The following is a 20,011-nucleotide window of genomic DNA, read 5'->3' as shown; positions in this document are numbered from 1 at the left end:
TCTTCCACCCCTTGGCGGCTGTCCGGCCTCTTGTCCGGATACCTACCGACTGACACACGACCACAGGCACGTGCGAAATTGGGCAAGGCAGGAAATAAGTCTTTTGAATTCGCTTCGCAAGAATTTTTTTGCGATAGCGACAAATTTCCCTAACGCGTGCTTGCGATCTCGCGCGCAGCAGGCGTTGAAGATGAACGGCTGTTAAGAATGACTAACGAAGCGTGTGTGCGTTTAAGCCCTGTGCCGCAGCGCTTTCTCGAATCGCTTCAGCTCACGCGCGACGCGTGAACGGCTCGACGCGTTGAGCTGCGCGGATGAAGGCGATCATGATCAGGACGCCGATGCCGAACAGCACGGCCTGCAGGATGTGCGCGCCGAAATCACCGAGCCCGAGCGCGATCGCGAGCGCCCAGCCGCCGGCGAAGGCCGCGCCGAACACTTCCGCGCCGATCAGGATCGCCGCCGAAATCACGGTGATGACGCTCGGCCAGAGGATCCGGCTGGTGCCTGCGGTGGAGGGCTGCATGGTCATGGAATAGGTCCTGTTCAGGGGGCGCAATCTCTCCGAAAAGTGCCCATCTATCAAGCGCAAAAGGCCCAAAAATGCCGTATCGCGTGATATAGATTGGGCCGCATTTTCAAGGCGGAAAACGGGATATTCGATGTCAGAAACCAGCGCAGACGCTCACGCCAACCCCCTCTTGAAGGCATGGCAGACGCCGCTCGAGACGCCGCCCTTCGCCGAGATCAAGCCGGAGCATTTCCTCCCTGCCTTCGAGCAGGCCTTCGCCGACCATTCGGCCGAAGTGGCTGCGATTACCCATGATCCGGCGCTGCCCGACTTCGACAACACCATCACGGCGCTGGAGCGCTCCGGCAAGCTGCTGTCGAAGGTCTCGGCGGTGTTCTACGACCTGGTCTCGGCCCATTCGAGCCCTGCGATCCTGGAGATCGACAAGGAGGTGTCGCCCCGAATGGCGCGGCACTGGAATCCGATCATGATGAACGCTGTGCTGTTTGGCCGCATCGCCATGCTGCACGAGAAGCGCGCCTCGCTCGGCCTGACCGGCGAGCAGATGCGGCTCCTGGAGCGCACCTACACCCGCTTCCACCGCTCGGGCGCCGGGCTCGACGACGCCGCCAAGGCCCGCATGGCCGAGATCAACGAGCGCCTCGCCCAGCTCGGCACCTCGTTCAGCCATCATCTGCTCGGCGACGAGCAGGAGTGGTTCATGGAGCTCGGCGAGGGTGACCGCGCCGGCCTCTCCGACACATATGTGGCGGCCGCCAAGGCTGCGGCGGAAGAGCGCGGCAAGCCCGGCAAGGCGATTGTGACGCTGTCGCGCTCCTCGGTCGAACCGTTCCTGCAGAGCTCGTCGCGGCGCGACCTGCGCGAGAAGGTCTACAAGGCCTTCACCGCCCGCGGCGACAATGGCAACGCCAACGACAACAACGCGACCATCGTGGAGATCCTCAGCCTCCGTGAGGAGACGGCGAAGATCCTGGGCTTCCCGACCTACGCCGCCTACCGCCTCGAGGATTCCATGGCGAAGACGCCGGAGGCGGTGCGCGGCCTGCTGGAGCGGGTCTGGAAGCCGGCGCGGGCGCGGGCACTCGCCGACCGCGATGCGCTGCAGGCGCTGATCACTGAAGAGGGCGGCAATTTCACCCTGGCGGCCTGGGACTGGCGCTACTACGCCGAGAAGCTGCGCCAGGCCAAAGCCAATTTCGACGATTCCGCGATCAAGCCTTATCTGGTGCTCGACCACATGATCGAGGCCGCCTTCGACTGCGCCACCCGCCTGTTCGGCGTCACCTTCGCCGAGCGCAAGGACGTGCCGGTCTGGCACCCGGACGTCCGGGTGTGGGAGGTCAAGGGCCGCGACGGTCAGCACAAGGCGCTGTTCTATGGCGACTACTTCGCGCGGCCTTCGAAGCGCTCCGGCGCCTGGATGACCTCGCTGCGCGACCAGCAGAAGCTCGACGGCGACGTCGCGCCGCTGGTCATCAACGTCTGCAACTTCGCCAAGGGCGCCGACGGCGCGCCGTCGCTGCTGTCGCCGGACGACGCGCGGACCCTGTTCCACGAGTTCGGCCATGGCCTGCACGGCATGCTCTCGGACGTGACCTATCCGTCGCTGTCGGGGACGTCCGTTTTCACCGACTTCGTCGAGCTGCCCTCGCAGCTCTACGAGCACTGGCAGGAGCGGCCGGAGGTGCTGCAGCGCTTCGCCCGCCACTACCAGACCGGGGAGGCGCTGCCGGACGACCTGCTCAAGCGCTTCCTCGCCGCGCGCAAGTTCAACCAGGGCTTTGCCACCGTGGAGTTCGTCTCCTCGGCGCTGGTCGATCTCGAATTCCACACCCAGCCGGCGGCGGCGAGCCGCGACGTCCGCGCCTTCGAGCAGAAGGAGTTGGAGAAGATCGGCATGCCCGCCGAAATCTCGCTGCGGCACCGGCCGACCCAGTTCGGCCACATCTTCTCCGGCGATCACTATGCGTCCGGCTACTACAGCTACATGTGGTCGGAGGTGATGGACGCCGACGCGTTCGGCGCCTTCGAGGAGGCCGGCGACATCTTCGATCCGGCGACCGCCAAGCGGCTGCATGACGACATCTATTCCTCGGGCGGCTCGCGCGATCCGGAGGAGGCCTATGTCGCCTTCCGCGGCCGCGAGCCCGAGCCGGACGCGCTGCTGCGCCGTCGCGGCCTGCTCGAGACGCCTGAGGCGGCCTGAAGGTGCCGTCTCTGAACCGCCTGATCGCCGGGCTCGCGGTTGCGGTGTCCGTCGTGCTCGGCACGGCGGCCGCCGAGGCTCATCCGCATGTCTGGATCGTGGCCAAAAGCGAGCTGATCTACGCGCCCGACGGCACCATCACGGGGGTCCGCCACGCCTGGACCTTCGACGACATGTTCTCGACCTATGCGCTACAGGGCATCGAGACCAAGGTGAAGGGCGCCTACAGCCGCGAGGAACTGGCACCGCTGGCGCAGACCAATGTCGAGTCGCTGAAGGAATACGCCTACTTCACCTTCGCCAAGGGTGACGGCAAGAAGCAGAAGTTCACCGAGCCGGTCGACTACTTCCTCGAATACAAGGATTCGGCGCTGACCCTGCACTTCACCCTGCCGGTGAAGACGCCGTTCAAGGCCAGGCAGCTGTCGCTCGAAGTGTTCGACCCAACCTACTTCATCGACTTCCAGTTCGCTGAGAAGGAGCCGGTCAAGCTGGTCGGCGCCGCTGTAGACTGCAAGATGCAGTTCGAGCGGCCGAACGACGGCACCGCCGCCGCGCAGAAGCTCGGCGAGCAGAACTTTCTCGACGGGAGTGCCGGCAATTTCGCGATGATGTTCGCCAACAAAATCTCGGTGGATTGCCCATGACGCCAATCGCCTCCCGCGTGATGCGTGGCTTGGCCGTGTCCGCTGCCGTGCTGGCGACGTTCGCGGTGCTGGATGGCGCGGTTCATGCGCTGCTGGCGCAAAATCCGTTCGGCGCGCCGCGCGCGGCGGAGCCGCAGGGCGGGATCGTGGGCTGGCTCTTGGCAAAACAGTCGGAGTTCTACCGCGAGATCTCGGCGACGATCCGCGCCGCGAAATCCGATGGCTCGGCGGTCTGGACGCTGCTTGCGATCTCCTTTGCCTACGGGATCTTCCATGCCGCCGGCCCCGGCCACGGCAAGGCGGTGATCTCGTCCTACATGGTCGCCAATCGCGAGACCGCGCGGCGCGGCATCGTGCTGTCGTTCGCCTCGGCGCTGATGCAGTCGCTGGTCGCGGTCGCCATCGTCGGAATTTGCGCCTGGCTGCTCAACGCGACGGCGAAGACCATGTGCGGGGCGGAGAAGGCGATCGAGATCGCGAGCTACGCGCTGATCGCGGCGTTCGGCGCCCGGCTCGTCTGGGTCAAGGGCGGCGGCTTCCTCCGCGCGCTCAAGCTGCCGCGCCCGGCGCTGGCGCTGGCCGGCGCGCATCGGCACGATCACGACCACCATGAACACGATCACCACGACCATGGCCATGAGCATCATCATCGTCACGCGCATGACGATCATGGCCATCATCATGATCACGGCCACGATCACGGGCATGACGCGCAGCACGTCCATGACGAGCATTGCGGCCATTCGCACGGGCCGACGCCGGCCGAACTCGCCGGTCCCGGCGGCTGGCGGCGCGGTTTAGGTGCGATCCTCACGGTCGGGATCCGGCCGTGCTCGGGCGCGATCCTGGTGCTGGTGTTCGCGCTGGCGCAGGGCCTGTTCTGGGCCGGCATTGCCGCGACCTTCGTGATGGGGCTCGGCACCGCCATCACGGTGGCGGCGATCGCGCTGGTCGCGGTATCGGCGCGCGGCGTGGCCGAGCGGCTGAGCGGCACGCGCGACGGCGGCGGCATGGTGATCATGCGCGGCCTGGAATTTGCTGCCGCTGCGCTCGTGCTGCTGTTCGGGCTCGGGCTGCTGTTCGGCTATGTCGCGGCCGAGCGGGCGACGTGTTTGTGAGGTGACTTGTCTTACCCTCCCCTGGAGGGGGAGGGTCGCTACGCATGAAGCGCAGCGAAATGCGTAGCGGGGTGGGGTGACGGTCTTCCCGCGCCCGACAGCGTCCGAGTGGAGAGATCACCCCACCCCGGTTCGCCCCTCGCTTCGCTCGATGCGAACCGACCCTCCCCCTCCAGGGGAGGGTGAGCGAGCTCAACTCGTCAGGTACCCCCTGATCGCCGGCAGGAGGAAGATCGCGATGTTGATCGCAAAGCCGATGCTCCAGAGGATCGAGCGCAGCGTCGGGCGGTTGCCGATATAGGTGAAGACGTAGGCGATCCGTACGATCAGGAACAGCACCGCGAGCTCGTCGATCAGCCGCAGCGGCCCGACGCGGAATTCGGCGAGCAGCACGGCGAAGGCGAAGAACGGGAAGGCCTCGATGCCGTTCTGGTGGGCGCCGAGCGCGCGCGAGCGGATCGGGTCGTCGTAGAAATCCGGATCGCGCGGTTTCGAATTGTCGAAGCCGCGGATGCCGGCCCATTTCACCGATACGATCGTCAGCAGCGAGAGCAGCAGCGTCCCGAAGACACACCATTCGGCGATCGTCATGGTTCCTCCCCATTCACGGGACGGGAACGTAACCAACCGGCACTCGGCTTGACAAGGTCGGAGCAACGCGCGAAGCCCAAAGCCCCCAAGCGAAGGACTTGAGACGCAACGCCATCATGAGCACGGTCATCCCCTTCGAGAGCGCGAAGCCTGCCGCGGTGCCGAAGCCGGAGCGCGTCGGCGTGCTCCTGGTCAATCTCGGCACGCCGGATACGGCCGATGCCGCGGGCGTGCGGGTCTATCTGAGGGAATTCCTGTCCGATCCGCGGGTGATCGAGAACCAGGGCCTGCTCTGGAAGCTGATCCTCAACGGCATCATCCTGCGCGTCCGCCCGGCCCGCAAGGCGCGCGACTATCTGAAGATCTGGAACACCGCGAAGAACGAGTCGCCGCTGAAGACCATCACGCGCTCGCAGGCCGAAAAGCTCGCGGAGGCGATCGCCGATCACGATCACGTCGTGGTCGACTGGGCGATGCGCTATGGCAATCCGTCGATCAAGGAGCGCATCGAGGCGCTGGCGGCGCAAGGCTGCAACCGGCTGCTGCTGGTGCCGCTCTATCCGCAATATTCCGCGGCGACGTCGGCGACGGTCTGCGACGAGGCGTTTCGCGTGCTGGCCGGCATGCGCGCGCAGCCGATCCTGCGGGTGACGCCGCCCTATTACGATGATCCTGACTACATCGAGGCGCTCGCGGTCTCGATCATTGACCATCTCGCGACGCTGTCGTTCCAGCCCGAGATCATCCTCGCGTCGTTCCACGGCATGCCGAAGGCATATGTCGACAAGGGCGATCCCTATCAGGCGCAGTGCATCGCCACGACCAATGCGCTGCGCAAGCGGCTCGGGCTCGATGCCAACAGGCTGATCCTCACCTTCCAGTCGCGCTTCGGCAATGCCGAGTGGCTGCAGCCCTATACCGACAAGACGGTCGAGAAGCTGGCCAGGGACGGCGTGCGGCGAATTGCCGTGGTGACGCCCGGCTTCTCCGCCGACTGCCTGGAGACGCTGGAGGAGATCGCGCAGGAGAATGCCGAGATCTTCCGGCACAATGGCGGCGAGCAGTTCGCGGCCATCCCCTGCCTCAACGACAGCGACGGCGGCATGGACGTGATCCGCCAGCTCGTGCTGCGCGAGCTCCAGGGCTGGATCTAGCAAGGCTTGATCCGAGCACGCTGGATCTGATTGTTAACGATCCGTGACAGCGGACACAGTGGTTCGTTCAGCCTTGCTGCATCTGGCGTTCAGCTTGCGTGCATCTGGCAGTCCGACAGCCGCTTCCTATGTGCTAGAGAGAACAACAGCCGGCTGAACCGGCGGAGCGGTCCTGCCGACCAATGCACGACCGTGCCTGGCGACGGTCTCGCGGGACACGCGGTGCCTTGGAGGACTTTATGACTGGCTTCGACATTTTCGCGATCGCGCTTGTTCTTCTCGTCATCGTCACGCTGTTCGCCGGGATCAAGACCGTCCCGCAGGGCTATGACTGGACCATCGAGCGGTTCGGCAAATACACCCGCACGCTGTCGCCCGGCCTCAATCTGATTGTGCCGTATTTCGATCGCATCGGGCGCAAGATGAACATGATGGAGCAGGTGATCAACATCCCCGAGCAGGAGGTGATCACCAAGGACAACGCCACCGTGACGGTGGACGGCGTCGCGTTCTTCCAGGTGTTCGATGCAGCGAAGGCGAGCTACGAGGTCGCCAATCTCAACCAGGCGATTATCGTGCTGACCATGACCAACATCCGCTCGGTGATGGGCTCGATGGATCTCGACCAGGTGCTTTCGCATCGCGACGAGATCAACGAGCGGCTGCTGCGTGTGGTCGACGCCGCGGTGTCGCCCTGGGGCCTCAAGGTCAATCGAATCGAGATCAAGGACATCGTGCCGCCGGCCGACCTCGTCGAGGCGATGGGCCGGCAGATGAAGGCCGAGCGCGTCAAGCGCGCCGACATTTTGCAGGCGGAAGGCCAGCGGCAGTCCGAGATCCTGCGCGCCGAGGGCGCCAAGCAGGGCCAGATCCTGCAGGCCGAAGGCCGCAAGGAGGCTGCGTTCCGCGACGCCGAGGCGCGCGAGCGCTCCGCCGAAGCCGAGGCGAGAGCCACCCAGATGGTCAGCGATGCCATCGCCAAGGGCGACGTCGCCGCGCTGAACTATTTCATCGCCGATAAATACATCAAGGCGTTCGGGCAATTGGCCGATTCGCCGAACCAGAAAGTGCTGATGCTGCCGATCGAGGCGACCAGCATCCTGGGCTCGCTCGCCGGCATCGGCGAGATCGCCAAGGCCACCTTCGGCGAGAGTGCCGCATCCGCCGCGGCCGCCGCACGGCGCGGCTCGGTGCCGTCGGCCGGTCCGACGCCGCCCCCGCCGGTGCCGCCGCAGCGGTAAGGGCGTGACAATGATTGCTTCGGCGCATTCCGTTCACCTCTCCCCTTGTGGGAGAGGCAAAGGCCGCCTTTGGCGGCCGTACTTGAGAACGCCGAAGCGAAACTTCGGCTACGTTGCATCGCTAGATGCAATCCGGGTGAGGGGTCTCTCTCCGCGGAGAGATTGTCACCCCTCACCCCAACCCCTCTCCCACAAGGGGAGAGGGGCTTCAGACCGTTGAGAGGTCACGTCATGGCCGAGATGTTTTCGTCATTGGGTACCTGGAACTGGCTGATCTTCGGCTTCATCCTTATGGCGCTGGAGCTCGCGGCGCCCGGCGTCTTCCTGTTCTGGCTCGGGCTCGCGGCGCTGCTGGTCGGGCTGCTGTCGTTCGTCTTCACGCCGTCCTGGCAGACGCAGCTCCTGATGTTCGCGGTGTTCGCCGCGCTGGCAGTGCCGGCGTGGCGGCATTTTGCCAAAGGCGCGACCGAGGCGAGCAAGACCAATCCGTTCCTCAACCGCCGCAACGAAGCCTTGGTCGGCCGCGAATTCACCCTGGAGAAGCCGATCATCGATGGCGCTGGCACTGTGCGGATCGACGACACGGTCTGGCGCGTCGCCGGCCCCGATGCGCCGGCCGGCAGCCGGGTGAAGGTGGTCCGCGCCGACGGCGCGAGCCTGACGGTGGCGGCGGTCTAGCTTTGTCGGGTGACGCTCTTGTTTGTCACCTCTCCCCGCTTGCGGGGAGAGGTCGACGCGCTCTTGCGCGGCGGGTGAGGGGGTACAGGTCTCAACTATCGGCTCGCTCGCGGAGGGAGCCGCTCACCCCAACCCTCTCCCCGTAAGAACGGGGAGAGGGAGAGAATTAGCGCTTGCTCCAGCGCTCGGCGAAGCGACTGAGCGGCGTGAAGGTTTGGAACAGCTCCCGGCCGAGCGCTGTGAGGCCGTAACCATCATCCGTCAGCTCGACGAACCCGGCCTCGCGCAGCTCGGTCAACCGCGTCTGCAGGATCGTCGGTGACGCCTCGTCGCAGGCGGTACGCAGCGCGCGCGAGGTCAGTGCGCCTTCCCGCAGCTCCCAGACGATGCGCAAGGTCCAGCGCCGCCCCAACAGATCGAGCAGCGCCATGATCGGGCGGCCGGTCCGTGAACCGCGGACGCCGGATTTCGTGGCTGGAACCTGCTTCGCCATGTCGCGAACCTCTCCTGAATCTCGCTTGCGTTGTTCGCTACAGATATTGTAGCGTGATGCTACAGTAAATGTAGCAATGAGATCGGCCCATGTCACGCATCGCACCGCTCGATCCGCCCTATGCGGCGGATGTTCAACAGCAATTCGATCGCATCATGCGCGGCAAGCCGCCGCTGGTGCTGTTCCGCATGATGGCGGGGCACCCGCGCGCCTGGGAGAAGTTTCGCGGCGGCAGCCTGCTCGACCGCGGGCCGCTGCCGTTGCGGGAGCGCGAGATCGTGATCGACCGCACCTGCGCGCTCAATGCCTGCGAATATGAATGGGGCGTGCATGTCACCGCGTTCGGCGCCGCCGCCGGGCTGTCGGAGCAGCAGGTCCACGCCACCGTGCACGGTGCGGCCGATGCCGGCTGCTGGTCCCCGGCCGAACAGGCGTTGATCGCCGCGGTCGACGCGCTGCATGCGCGGGCAACGTTGAGCGACGCGGAATTCGCCGCGCTGTCGGCGCATTATGATGACGATCAGGTGCTGGAGATCATCCTGCTGTGCGGCTTCTACCGCACGGTCTCCTATCTCGCCAACGCGCTGGCGCTGCCGCTGGAGCCGACCGCGGCGCGGTTTCCAAAGTGAGATGCGTAGGGTGGGTTAGCGAAGCGTAACCCATCATTTGCGCGGCGGTGGGAGAAGAGGTGGGTTACGCCTTCGGCTAACCCACCCTACGGACCGTGACTCTTACGCCACGCCGGCGCGCAGCAGATCGTGCAGATGGATGATGCCGACCGGCTTCTTCGCGTCGGTCACGATCAGCGTCGTGATCTTCGAGGCGTTGAGCAGTTCCAGCGCTTCGCCGGCCAGCGTGTCGCGGCTGATCGTCTTCGGGGTCTTGGTCATGACCTCGTCGACCGACAGCGTCAAAAGCTCGGGGCGCGTCAGCTGCCGGCGCAGATCGCCGTCGGTGACGATGCCGGCGAGATGGCCGTGGCGGTCGACGATGCCGACGCAGCCAAAGCCCTTCGAGGTCATCTCGACCAGCGCGTCCGACATCCTGGTGCCGAGCGGCTTCAGCGGCAGCGCGTCGCCGCTATGCATCAGGTCGCGGGCATATTTCAGCAGCGCGCCGAGCTTGCCGCCCGGATGCAGCACGCTGAAATCGGTCGAGGTGAAGCCGCGGCCTTCGAGCAGCGCGATCGCCAGCGCATCGCCGAGCGCCAGCATCATCAGCGAGGACGTGGTCGGCGCGAGATTGTGCGGACAGGCCTCGCGGGCCTTCGGCATGGTGAGCTGCACGTCGGCCGCCTTGCTCAGCGTCGAATCCTTGTCGGCGGTCATCGCAATCAGCGGAATGCCGAAGCGCGCGGCATAGGCGATCAGATTGCGCATCTCCGGCTGCTCGCCGGACCATGACAGCGCCAGGATCGCGTCGTCGGCGGTGATCATGCCGAGATCGCCGTGGCTGGCTTCGGCGGTGTGCACGAAGAACGCCGGCGTGCCGGTGGAGGCGAAGGTCGCGGCGATCTTGCGGCCGATATGGCCCGACTTGCCGAGCCCGGTCACGATCAGCCGCCCCTTGGCCTTGCGGATCAGCTCGGCCGCCGCCGTGAACGCCGCGCCGAGGTCGGACTTGAGTGCCGCAGAGAGCGCAGCGACGCCGCTTGCTTCGGCATCGAGGGTGCGGAGCGCCGACTGAATGGCGCCGTCATCGGGGCCGGATGATTTGGTCATCAGCGGTTTCGGTTTGGCCATTTCGTATTCCAGGGGAGGGGTTTTGCACCCGGGCGTCTCCCTTAGCACGTTCGATTCCGCGATGCGACGCGCGGCGTCGGATCCTCAACGGCTCATTAACCATAATTGTTTTAACTCCATTAACGACGTTTTTCGCCGCCAGGCGGGATGCGTACGTCAAGTGCATGGATTCGTTGGAGTATTTCCATCGTGTGGCGGCGGCCAGCAAGCGGCCCAAATCGGCGTGGACACTTCGTTCGCGTGGTTTTGCCATGCCTTTTGCTGACTTCTGCGCTGACAGCGACCACCGGGCTTGCCAACGCCCAGACCGTGACGCCGGATCTGTTCAGCCCGAACCGGCAGAGCCAGGTGATCACCCAGGATTCGCCGCTGCGCAGGACCGCGGCCGATGCCACGGATCCGCTCAACGGCTTGCGGCTGCCCGACGCCGATCCCGGCCGACGTGCCTCGTCGTCGTCGACATCAACCTCGGACCGTGTCGGACAGGTCCCGACCTACGGTCTTCCTGCCGCCAACGGCGCCGCGACATCGGGCTATGACTCGCTCAATCGGAAGCGCCTGAAGCCGAAATATTATCCGGGCCAGGCCAAGCCGAAGCCGCCGCCTGGACCCGGCTCGCCGGCGCCGACGCCTCAGCCGTTGACCGCGGCCGGGCAGTTGCGGCTGTCGATCCCGCCGTCGGAGACCGCCAGCAAGCCGCCGCTGCCGCCGGCGATGGCCGGCACCATCGTCGGCCAGCCGGCGCGCAGGCGGCTCAAGATCGACGACGATCCGTTCGGCGCGGTCGGCGACTACGCCGGCTCGTTCATGGTCAAGACCGCGGTCGAGGTGATGGCCGGCTACGACACCAATCCGGGCCGTTTGAATTCGCCGCAGGGCAAGGCGTTCTACATGGTCGCGCCGGAATTCGTCGCGATGTCGGACTGGGAGCGCCACGCCGTCGTCGCCGATTTGCGCGGCTCGTTCACCGGCTACGGCTCCCAGCTCACGCCGATTGACGGCACGCCGCTGTCGGCGCCGCTCGACGTCGACCGTCCGAGCTTCACCGGCCATATCGACGGCCGTCTCGATGTGTCGAGGGACACGCACCTGACGGCGCAGGCCCGCTTGCTGGTTTCGACCGACAATCCCGGCAGCCCGAACGTGCAGGCCGGCCTCGCCAAATATCCGCTCTACTCTACGGTCGGCGGCACCTTCGGCATCGACCAGCATTTCAACCGCATGCAGGTCTCGCTCGGCGCCACCGTCGACCGCACCGACTACCAATGGTCGAAGCTGACCGACGGCACCTCGTCGTCGAACGACGACCGCAACTTCTCCCAATACGGCGGCATCGGCCGCGTCAGCTATGAGCTCAATCCGGCGGTGAAGCCCTTCATCGAGGTGCAGGGCGACAGCCGCGTCCACGATCTCTTCCTCGACCGCGCCGGTTACGCGCGCGATTCATCCGGCGGCTATGCAAAGGCCGGCACCTCGTTCGAGTTCACGCGGCTGTTGTTCGGCGAGGTCTCGATCGGCTACGCGATGCGCGATTACGCCGACACGCGGCTCAACCGGCTCGAAGGGCTGCTCACCACGGCTTCGCTGACCTGGACCGCGACGCCGCTGACCACGGCGAAATTCTATTCCGACACCCAGCTCGGCGAGACCACGCTGCCCGGCACCTCCGGCGTGCTGTCGCGCACCTACACCGTCGAGGTCGATCACGACTTCCGCCGCTGGCTGACCGCGATCGGCAAATTCACCTACGGCACGCTCGAGTACAAGGGCGACAACCGCAACGACACCATCTACTCGGTGTCCGCCGACCTGATCTACAAGATGACCCGCAGCCTCTGGATAAAGGGCACGGTACGCCGCGACTGGCTGGATTCGAACCTCGCGGGACAGAACTCGGCATCGACGGTGGTGATGCTGGGCGTGCGGGTGCAGAACTAGCTGATTTCGCTTCCGGTGCAGTGTCACATCCAGCCGGCAGCGCGCAGCAGCTCGGGCACGTTATCGAGCGCGCTGGCCGTTGCGTTCGGCACATAGTCCGGCAGGGGCTGGCGCCCCGTGCCACGATCGATCCAGATGGTCCGAAAGCCGAGTTCGCGAGCTGCCGCGAGGTCGAGATGCGGGCTGGCGCAGATATGCAGGATCCCGTCCTTGCCGACACCGATGGCGTTCCAGGCGTGTTGGAAGATCCGTGCGGACGGCTTGTAGGCTTCGGCCTGCTCGGCGGTGATGACGCGATCGATATGGCCGCCGAGTTGCGCGACGTTGCCGGCGATGATCGCATCATCGGTGTTGGAGATGATCGCAAGCTTCAAGCCCGCTGCCTTGAGGCGGCCCAGCGTCTCGACCACCTCCGGGAAAGGAGGCATCGCACTGATCGACGATGTCAAAATCTCCGCGTGATTCGTTTCGAAGGGGAGCGCCAGCTCCGCCATCGTCAGGCGCAACGCTTCGGCACTGACGTCCTTGAAAGACATGTGCGGGCGCTGCTGCTCCAGCCGATGCTCATGGCGGTCGTGGATCGCGATGAGCTCATTCGGATCGACCGATCCTCCGCTGCGGGAAAGGATGCCGCGAACCGCAGCAGCCAGGCCTTCGTCCCATTGGATCAGCGTCCCGTAGCAATCGAAGGTCAGCCATTCCGGCCGCGGTCCTGCCAGCATCGTCCCAATTCCTCGCCATGCGCGGCGATCCTGACAGGTGGGACGGGCATGGTGAAATTAATTCAACCAATGATCTCGATTAAGAATGCAAATGGTATATCCAGCAGACGTCTCTGGGAATACTGGATCGCCCGCTTTCGCGGGCGATGACAGCTGAATTTGGTGAGATGCAGTCCGGCGTGACGGCCGAAACGCTTACCCCGGCAGGTCGGTCTTCCCCATCAGGAAGCTGTCGATCGAGCGCGCGCACTGGCGGCCTTCGCGGATCGCCCAGACCACGAGCGACTGGCCGCGGCGCATGTCGCCGGCGGAGAAGATTTTCGCGCGCGAGGTTTTATAGTCCTGCAGGGAGGCGCGGACGTTGCCGCGCTGGTCGAGCTCGATGCCGAGCGTCTTGAGCAGGCCCTCGTGCACCGGATGCACGAAGCCCATCGCCAGCAGCACCAGCTCGGCGTCGAGCGTGAACTCGGTGCCGGGTAGCGGCTTGAACTTGTCGTCGACCTTGACGCAATGCAGCTTGGTGACCTTGCCGTCCTTGCCCTCGAACTTCGTGGTCAGCACGGCGTATTCGCGCACTGCGCCTTCGGCCTGGCTCGACGAGGTCCGCATCTTCAGCGGCCAGTTCGGCCAGGTCACGCCCTTGTTCTCGTGCTCGGGCGGCGCCGGCATGATCTCGAGCTGGGTCACGGACTTCGCGCCTTGCCGGAACGAGGTGCCGATGCAGTCCGAACCGGTGTCGCCGCCGCCGATCACGACGACATGCTTGCCGCCGGCCAGGATGTCGGCGGTGCCGTTCAGCGGCTCGCCGGAAACGCGGCGGTTCTGCTGCGGCAGGAAATCCATCGCGAAGTGGATGCCGGCGAGGTCGCGGCCCGGGATCGGCAGGTCGCGCGGGGCTTCCGCGCCGCCGGTCAGCGCCACCGCGTCATACTGCTTGGCGAGCTCCTGCGGATCGATCGCGCCGGGCGTCGAGCCGCCCACCGCCTTGCCGTAGTGGAAGGTGACGCCCTCGGCTTCCATCTGCGCCACGCGGCGGTCGATGACGTCCTTCTCCATCTTGAAGTCGGGAATGCCGTAGCGCAGCAGGCCGCCGGCCTTGGCGAACTTCTCGTAGACATGCACCTCGTGGCCGGCGCGCGCGAGCTGCTGCGCGGCGGCCATGCCGGCGGGGCCCGAGCCGATCACGGCGACCTTCTTGCCGGTCTTCTGCGCAGCTATCTCCGGCTTCAGCCAGCCATTGTCCCAGGCGCGGTCGACGATCGCGCATTCGATGGTCTTGATGGTGACCGGGTTGTCGTCGATGTTGAGCGTGCAGGACGCCTCGCACGGCGCCGGGCAGATGCGGCCGGTGAACTCGGGGAAATTGTTGGTCGAGTGCAGGTTGCGCGAGGCCTCTTCCCAGTTGCCCTGATAGACGAGGTCGTTGAAATCGGGGATCTGGTTGTTGACCGGGCAGCCCGGCGTGCCCGGCGCGGTCGAGCCGGTGCCGTGGCAATAGGGGATGCCGCAATTCATGCAGCGCGCGGCCTGGTCGCGCGTGTCCTTCTCGCTCAGCGGAATGACGAACTCGTTGAAGTTCTTGAGCCGCTCGGCGACCGGCTCGTACTTGCGGTCATGCCGCTCGATCTCGAGAAAACCTGTAATCTTACCCATTGAAACCCGATGCCCCTGCATCTCAGTTGTCCGTCATTCCGGGCTGCGCCGCGAGGCGCAGACCCGGAGGCCTCGAAGCGGTCTGGCGAGATTCCGGGCCGTGCCAATGGCGCGCCCCGGAATGACGCCCGGTGATACTACGCGCCGATCGCGATCTTCGGCTCGGCGTCGGCGTTGGCCTTCATTTCCTTCAGCGCGCGGCGGTACTCCACCGGCATCACCTTGCGGAATTTCGGCAGCCAGCTCTTCCAGTCGGCGAGGATCTCGGCCGCTTTCTTCGAAGAGGTCAGCTTGGCGTGACGCGTGATCAGGACGTGCAGCCGCTCCACGTCGGAGTCGAGCAGGTTCTGGAACACGTCGACCCGGCCATGCGCCTCGAGATCGCCGGAGTGGTGGTAGGTGTCGGCGTTGATCATCTCCTCCGACAGCACCGGCTCCAGCTCGACCATCGAAAGATTGCAGAGCTTGTTGAAGTCGCCGCTCTCGTCCAGCACATAGGCGATGCCGCCGGACATGCCGGCCGCGAAGTTGCGCCCGGTCTTGCCGAGCACCACCACGATGCCGCCGGTCATGTATTCGCAGCAGTGATCGCCGGCGCCTTCGACGACCGCGACCGCGCCGGAGTTACGCACCGCGAAGCGCTCGCCGGCGATGCCGCGGAAGTAGCACTCGCCCGCGATCGCGCCGTACATCACGGTGTTGCCGACGATGATCGATTCCTCCGGCACGATGCCGGAGTTCTTCGGCGGCTTGACGATGATGCAGCCGCCCGAGAGGCCCTTGCCGACATAGTCGTTGCCTTCACCCTCGAGCTCGAAGGTGACGCCCTTAGCGAGCCAGGCGCCGAACGCCTGTCCAGCCGTGCCCTTCAGGCCGACATGGATGGTGTCGAGCGGCAGGCCGGCATGGCCGTAGATCTTGGCCACCGCGCCAGACAGCATCGCGCCGGCGGAGCGGTCGGTGTTGTTGATCTCTTCCTCGATCTTGACCGGCGCGCCGCGATCGAGCGCGGCCTGCGCCTGCTCGATCAGCCGGCGGTCGAGCACGGCTTCCAGATGGTGGTTCTGGCTTTCCGAGTGATAGATCGTCTGGCCCTTCTCCTCCTTCTGCCGCACGAACAGCTTGGAGAAATCGAGACCCTTGGCCTTCCAGTGCGAGACCAGCGCGGTCTGGTCCAGCATCTGGACCTGGCCGACCATCTCGTCGAACGTCTTGTAGCCGAGCTGCGCCATGATCTCGCGCACTTCCTCGGCGACGAAGAAGAAGTAGTTGATGACGTGCTCGGGTTGGCCGGTGAAGCGCTTGCGAAGCACCGGATCCTGGGTCGCAACGCCGACCGGGCAGGTGTTGAGATGGCACTTGCGCATCATGATGCAGCCCGCCGCGATCAACGGCGCGGTGGCGAAGCCGAACTCGTCGGACCCGAGCAGCGCGCCGATCACGACGTCACGGCCGGTGCGGAAACCGCCGTCGACCTGGACCGCGATACGGCTGCGCAGGCGCTGGCGCACCAGCGTCTGATGGGTTTCGGCAAGGCCGATCTCCCAGGGCGAGCCGGCATGCTTGATCGAGGTCAGGGGTGAGGCACCGGTGCCGCCCTCGAAGCCCGCGATGGTCACATGGTCGGCGCGCGCCTTGGCGACGCCGGCGGCAACCGTGCCGACACCGACCTCGGACACCAGCTTCACCGAGACATGGCCGTCGGGATTGACGTTCTTGAGATCGTAGATCAGCTGGGCGAGATCTTCGATCGAGTAGATGTCGTGGTGCGGCGGCGGCGAGATCAGGCCGACGCCCGGCGTCGAATGCCGCACGCGGGCGATCGTCGCGTCGACCTTGTGGCCGGGCAACTGGCCGCCTTCGCCGGGCTTGGCACCCTGCGCCATCTTGATCTGCATCATGTCGGAGTTGACGAGGTATTCCGTCGTCACGCCGAACCGGCCCGAGGCGACCTGCTTGATCGCCGAGCGCATTGAATCGCCATTGGGCAGCGGCTTGAAGCGGTCGGACTCCTCGCCGCCTTCGCCGGTGTTCGACTTGCCGCCGATCCGGTTCATCGCGATCGCCAGCGTGGTGTGCGCCTCGCGCGAGATCGAGCCGAACGACATCGCGCCGGTCGAGAACCGCTTGACGATGTCCTTGGCGGGCTCGACGTCCTCGAGCTTGATCGGCTTGCGCTTGTCGTCCTCGGCGCTCTTGATCCGGAACAGGCCGCGCAGCGTCAACAGACGCTCCGACTGCTCGTTGAGGATCTTGGCGAACGCCCGGTAGCGCTCCAGCGAGTTGCCGCGCACGGCATGCTGCAGCGTCGAGACCGATTCAGCGGTCCAGGCATGGTCCTCGCCGCGGGTGCGGTAGGCATACTCGCCGCCGACGTCGAGCGCGCTCTTGTAGATCTGGCCGTCACCGAACGCATCGGTGTGGCGCCGCACGGTCTCCTCGGCGATCTCGCCGAGGCCGACGCCCTCGATCCTTGTGTGCGTGCCGGCGAAATACTTGGCGACGAAGTCCGCCTTGAGGCCGACCGCGTCGAAGATCTGCGCGCCGCAATAGGACTGATAGGTCGAGATGCCCATCTTGGACATCACCTTGAGCAGGCCCTTGCCGATCGACTTGATGTAGCGCTTGACGATCTCGTAGTCGTCGAGCGCGCCGGGCAGCCGGTCCTTCATCGCGAGGATGGTTTCGAACGCGAGATAGGGGTTGATCGCTTCGGCGCCATAGCCGGCGAGGCAGGCGAAGTGATGCACTTCGCGCGGCTCACCGGATTCCACGACGAGGCCGACCGAGGTGCGCAGGCCGGTGCGGATCAGATGATGATGCACGGCTGCGCAGGCCAAGAGCGACGGGATCGGAATCCGGTCGGTGCCGGTCATGCGGTCCGACAGGATGATGATGTTGATGCCCTCGCGCACCGCGCCCTCGGCGCGGGCGCAGAGCTCGTCGAGCACCTGCTCCATGCCCGCCGCGCCGAAGCCGGCGTGGAAGGTGGTGTCGAGCGTGCGCGACTTGAAGTGGGTCTCGGGAACGTCGGAGATCGAGCGGATCTTCTCGAGATCGGCATCGGTCAGGATCGGCTGCCGCACTTCGAGGCGCTGGGTCGAGGCGACGCCCTGGAGGTCGAACAGGTTCGGCCGCGGCCCGATGATCGAGACGAGGCTCATCACGATCTCTTCGCGGATCGGGTCGATCGGCGGGTTGGTGACCTGCGCGAAGTTCTGCTTGAAGTAGGTGAACAGCTGCTTCGGCTTGTCCGACAGCGCCGAAATCGGCGTGTCGTTGCCCATCGAGCCGGCTGCCTCCTCACCGGTGGCCGCCATCGGCGTCATCAGGATCGTGATGTCTTCCTGGCTGTAGCCGAACGCCTGCTGGCGATCGAGCAGCGGCAGGTTGGAGCGCACGCCCTTGGCCGGCGCATCCGGCAGCTCCTCGAGCTGGATCTGGGTGCGGTGCAGCCAGTCATTGTAGGGATGGCTCTTGGCGAGGTCGGCCTTGATCTCGTCGTCGGGAATCAGGCGGCCCTGCTCGAGGTCGACGAGCAGCATCTTGCCGGGCTGCAGCCGCCACTTGGTGACGATCTGGTCCTCCGGAATCTTCAGCACGCCCATTTCGGACGCCATCACGATGCGGTCGTCCTTGGTGACGAGATAGCGCGCCGGGCGCAGGCCGTTGCGGTCGAGCGTGGCGCCGATCTTGCGGCCGTCGGTGAAGGCGATCGCGGCCGGGCCGTCCCACGGCTCCATCAGCGCGGCGTGATATTCGTAGAAGGCGCGGCGCTGCTCATCCATCAAGGGATTGCCGGCCCACGCTTCCGGAATCATCATCATCACGGCGTGCGGCAACGAGTAACCGCCCTGCACCAGGAATTCGAGCGCGTTGTCGAAGCAGGCGGTGTCGCTCTGGCCTTCATAGGAGATCGGCCACAGACGGCTGATGTCCTTGCCGTAGAGCTCCGAATGCACGGAGGCCTGCCGCGCCGCCATCCAGTTGACGTTGCCGCGCAGCGTGTTGATTTCGCCGTTATGGGCGATCATCCGGTAGGGATGCGCCAGCGACCAGGTCGGGAAGGTGTTGGTCGAGAAGCGCTGATGCACCAGCGCCAGCGCGCTGTCGAAATCCGCTTCATGCAGGTCGGGATAGTACTTGCCGAGCTGGTCGGCGAGGAACATGCCCTTGTAGATCACGGTGCGGCACGACAGCGAGCACGGATAATAGCCCGCCATGCCGCGGTCGCGGCGCTGATAGATCGCCTGCGAGATCGACTTGCGCAGGATGTAGAGCCGACGCTCGAAATCGTCCTCGGTCTTGACCGCATTGTTGCGGCCGATGAAGACCTGCATGTGATAGGGCTCGGTCGGCTTCACCGTGACGCCGAGCGACGAGTTGTCCGACGGCACGTCGCGCCAGCCGAGCAGCTTGAAGCCCTCGTTCTTGATCTCGTCGGCGATGATGCTCTTGATCACGTTCCGCCACGCGGCATCGCGCGGCATGAACAGCGCGCCGATGGCGTATTCGCCGGGCTTCGGCAGCTTGAAGCCGAGCTCGGAGGTCTTGCGCGCGAAGAAGGCGTGCGGAATCTGCACCAGGATGCCGGCGCCGTCACCGGCGCGCGGGTCGGCGCCGACGGCGCCGCGATGCTCGAGGTTGCACAGAATGCTCAGCGCATCGGAGACGATCTGATGCGACTTCTGGCCCTTGATGTTGGCGATGAAGCCGACGCCGCAGGAGTCCTTTTCCAGGCTCAGGTCGTACAGGCCTTCGGCCTGTGGGCGCCAGGTGTGAAGCTCGGGGGTGTGCGGTCCATAGGACGCATCATGCGCGGCATCGACGGCTTTCGAGTCCGCGGTCGCCGACAGCATGCCTGTCACGATGGTTTCGCGCTCGAATTCCGACCCGCTCATGTGTCCTCTCCCTCTCGTAAGGGGCCTCACCGTATTTGGCGCACCTTGGACGTTGCGGCACCCACCGGGCCACCGCTCGTCCGCCGCGAGCCGCATTTTCCTAAATTCAGGCGACGGGCGTTTCAACGTCCCCTAGAGGACGGCCCTGCCTGCAGCATTCTCGGAGCCCGGGGCGCCGAGGTTTCGTTGCAATCCCTATGCCGGAATGGCCTCGAAATTGAGACAGCTTTGCTGTCCTAACCTCGACCTTGCCAAATTTTTGTCTATCACACAAGCGCGAGGAAGTCCTCGCCCGCATGCTTGGATCGGAGAGCTCGGTGGGCCCGCCGCGCCCCTGATTCGAAGCAAACACGCCGTGATCTGGCCCAAGGAGGGACCAAGGACCGCCGGAATTC

The 20,011-nt window shown here is 65.4% G+C and carries 15 protein-coding genes; 8 read left to right on the top strand and 7 right to left on the bottom strand.

Translation table 11 applies throughout. The annotated features are described in order from the left end of the window. Positions 1–271: 271 nt before the first annotated feature. On the bottom strand, positions 272–532 hold the full coding sequence (locus tag JQ573_RS18260) for a hypothetical protein (RefSeq protein WP_376711762.1): 261 nt from the start codon (positions 530–532) through the stop codon (positions 272–274). Positions 533–662: 130 nt separating this feature from the next. Between JQ573_RS18260 and JQ573_RS18255 the strand changes: the two genes are divergently transcribed. Genes JQ573_RS18255 through JQ573_RS18245 form a run of 3 tightly spaced genes read left to right on the top strand, consistent with a single transcriptional unit; the run spans position 663 to position 4,503 of the window. Further along, positions 663–2,738: a M3 family metallopeptidase gene (locus JQ573_RS18255; RefSeq protein ID WP_212313904.1), complete on the top strand. Its 2,076-nt coding sequence runs from the start codon at positions 663–665 to the stop codon at positions 2,736–2,738. A gap of 11 nt (positions 2,739–2,749) precedes the next feature. Beyond that, positions 2,750–3,385 (top strand): DUF1007 family protein, encoded by a 636-nt coding sequence (locus JQ573_RS18250; RefSeq protein ID WP_212314341.1) that lies wholly within the window; start codon positions 2,750–2,752, stop codon positions 3,383–3,385. Continuing rightward, positions 3,382–4,503, top strand: a complete 1,122-nt coding sequence (locus JQ573_RS18245) for a nickel/cobalt transporter (RefSeq protein WP_212313902.1) — start codon at positions 3,382–3,384, stop codon at positions 4,501–4,503. Before JQ573_RS18250 ends, JQ573_RS18245 begins: the two co-directional genes overlap by 4 nt. A 192-nt stretch (positions 4,504–4,695) precedes the next feature. On the opposite strand, the gene JQ573_RS18240 is transcribed toward JQ573_RS18245, so the two are convergent. Beyond that, positions 4,696–5,094 (bottom strand): MAPEG family protein, encoded by a 399-nt coding sequence (locus JQ573_RS18240; RefSeq protein WP_097676667.1) that lies wholly within the window; start codon positions 5,092–5,094, stop codon positions 4,696–4,698. Between the two features lie 116 nt (positions 5,095–5,210). On the opposite strand from JQ573_RS18240, the gene hemH reads away from it, so the two are divergent. The 3 genes from hemH to JQ573_RS18225 all read left to right on the top strand — a co-directional run bounded on the left by hemH (position 5,211) and on the right by JQ573_RS18225 (position 8,167). After that, entirely contained in the window at positions 5,211–6,248 is a 1,038-nt protein-coding gene (gene hemH / locus JQ573_RS18235) for a ferrochelatase (protein WP_212313900.1), read from the top strand. Positions 6,249–6,487: 239 nt separating this feature from the next. Continuing rightward, complete coding sequence (locus JQ573_RS18230; protein ID WP_092123761.1) at positions 6,488–7,489, top strand: SPFH domain-containing protein; 1,002 nt, start codon at positions 6,488–6,490, stop codon at positions 7,487–7,489. A gap of 231 nt (positions 7,490–7,720) precedes the next feature. Further along, a complete protein-coding gene (locus JQ573_RS18225) occupies positions 7,721–8,167 on the top strand; it encodes an NfeD family protein (protein ID WP_212313898.1) in 447 nt (148 codons plus the stop codon). Positions 8,168–8,333: 166 nt separating this feature from the next. On the opposite strand, the gene JQ573_RS18220 is transcribed toward JQ573_RS18225, so the two are convergent. Further along, positions 8,334–8,660, bottom strand: coding sequence for a helix-turn-helix domain-containing protein (locus JQ573_RS18220; protein WP_212313897.1), 327 nt, complete (start codon positions 8,658–8,660; stop codon positions 8,334–8,336). 89 nt (positions 8,661–8,749) lie between these two features. Between JQ573_RS18220 and JQ573_RS18215 the strand changes: the two genes are divergently transcribed. Further along, a complete protein-coding gene (locus JQ573_RS18215; RefSeq protein ID WP_212313896.1) occupies positions 8,750–9,289 on the top strand; it encodes a carboxymuconolactone decarboxylase family protein in 540 nt (179 codons plus the stop codon). A gap of 102 nt (positions 9,290–9,391) precedes the next feature. Here the strand turns inward: JQ573_RS18215 and JQ573_RS18210 are convergent, their stop codons facing one another. After that, positions 9,392–10,402: an SIS domain-containing protein gene (locus JQ573_RS18210; RefSeq protein ID WP_212313895.1), complete on the bottom strand. Its 1,011-nt coding sequence runs from the start codon at positions 10,400–10,402 to the stop codon at positions 9,392–9,394. A gap of 147 nt (positions 10,403–10,549) precedes the next feature. Between JQ573_RS18210 and JQ573_RS18205 the strand changes: the two genes are divergently transcribed. Then, positions 10,550–12,340: an outer membrane beta-barrel protein gene (locus tag JQ573_RS18205; protein WP_212313894.1), complete on the top strand. Its 1,791-nt coding sequence runs from the start codon at positions 10,550–10,552 to the stop codon at positions 12,338–12,340. 23 nt (positions 12,341–12,363) lie between these two features. Here JQ573_RS18205 and JQ573_RS18200 read toward each other — a convergent pair whose 3' ends face one another. From JQ573_RS18200 to gltB, 3 genes are all read right to left on the bottom strand, one after another. Then, positions 12,364–13,062 carry a haloacid dehalogenase type II gene (locus JQ573_RS18200; RefSeq protein ID WP_212313893.1) on the bottom strand — a complete coding sequence of 233 codons (699 nt, stop codon included), beginning with the start codon at positions 13,060–13,062 and terminating at the stop codon, positions 12,364–12,366. A 195-nt stretch (positions 13,063–13,257) separates the two neighbouring features. Then, positions 13,258–14,715 carry a glutamate synthase subunit beta gene (locus JQ573_RS18195; protein ID WP_212313892.1) on the bottom strand — a complete coding sequence of 486 codons (1,458 nt, stop codon included), beginning with the start codon at positions 14,713–14,715 and terminating at the stop codon, positions 13,258–13,260. A 137-nt stretch (positions 14,716–14,852) separates the two neighbouring features. Then, complete coding sequence (gltB, locus tag JQ573_RS18190) at positions 14,853–19,616, bottom strand: glutamate synthase large subunit (RefSeq protein WP_212313891.1); 4,764 nt, start codon at positions 19,614–19,616, stop codon at positions 14,853–14,855. Positions 19,617–20,011: the final 395 nt, after the last annotated feature.

Source organism: Bradyrhizobium sp. AUGA SZCCT0105, assembly GCF_018129565.1.
In the GTDB taxonomy this organism is placed as follows: Bacteria; Pseudomonadota; Alphaproteobacteria; order Rhizobiales; family Xanthobacteraceae; genus Bradyrhizobium.
This window is presented reverse-complemented; position numbering and strand designations above follow the sequence as displayed.

What these genes read in the sequence shown, in the direction of transcription:
- JQ573_RS18260 (WP_376711762.1), bottom strand. Translation starts at nt 532, where the DNA reads ATGACCATGCAGCCCTCCACCGCAGGCACCAGCCGGATCCTCTGGCCG.
- JQ573_RS18255 (WP_212313904.1), top strand. Translation starts at nt 663, where the DNA reads ATGTCAGAAACCAGCGCAGACGCTCACGCCAACCCCCTCTTGAAGGCA.
- JQ573_RS18245 (WP_212313902.1), top strand. Translation starts at nt 3,382, where the DNA reads ATGACGCCAATCGCCTCCCGCGTGATGCGTGGCTTGGCCGTGTCCGCT.
- JQ573_RS18240 (WP_097676667.1), bottom strand. Translation starts at nt 5,094, where the DNA reads ATGACGATCGCCGAATGGTGTGTCTTCGGGACGCTGCTGCTCTCGCTG.
- hemH (WP_212313900.1), top strand. Translation starts at nt 5,211, where the DNA reads ATGAGCACGGTCATCCCCTTCGAGAGCGCGAAGCCTGCCGCGGTGCCG.
- JQ573_RS18230 (WP_092123761.1), top strand. Translation starts at nt 6,488, where the DNA reads ATGACTGGCTTCGACATTTTCGCGATCGCGCTTGTTCTTCTCGTCATC.
- JQ573_RS18225 (WP_212313898.1), top strand. Translation starts at nt 7,721, where the DNA reads ATGGCCGAGATGTTTTCGTCATTGGGTACCTGGAACTGGCTGATCTTC.
- JQ573_RS18220 (WP_212313897.1), bottom strand. Translation starts at nt 8,660, where the DNA reads ATGGCGAAGCAGGTTCCAGCCACGAAATCCGGCGTCCGCGGTTCACGG.
- JQ573_RS18215 (WP_212313896.1), top strand. Translation starts at nt 8,750, where the DNA reads ATGTCACGCATCGCACCGCTCGATCCGCCCTATGCGGCGGATGTTCAA.
- JQ573_RS18210 (WP_212313895.1), bottom strand. Translation starts at nt 10,402, where the DNA reads ATGGCCAAACCGAAACCGCTGATGACCAAATCATCCGGCCCCGATGAC.
- JQ573_RS18205 (WP_212313894.1), top strand. Translation starts at nt 10,550, where the DNA reads ATGCGTACGTCAAGTGCATGGATTCGTTGGAGTATTTCCATCGTGTGG.
- JQ573_RS18200 (WP_212313893.1), bottom strand. Translation starts at nt 13,062, where the DNA reads ATGCTGGCAGGACCGCGGCCGGAATGGCTGACCTTCGATTGCTACGGG.
- JQ573_RS18195 (WP_212313892.1), bottom strand. Translation starts at nt 14,715, where the DNA reads ATGGGTAAGATTACAGGTTTTCTCGAGATCGAGCGGCATGACCGCAAG.
- gltB (WP_212313891.1), bottom strand. Translation starts at nt 19,616, where the DNA reads ATGAGCGGGTCGGAATTCGAGCGCGAAACCATCGTGACAGGCATGCTG.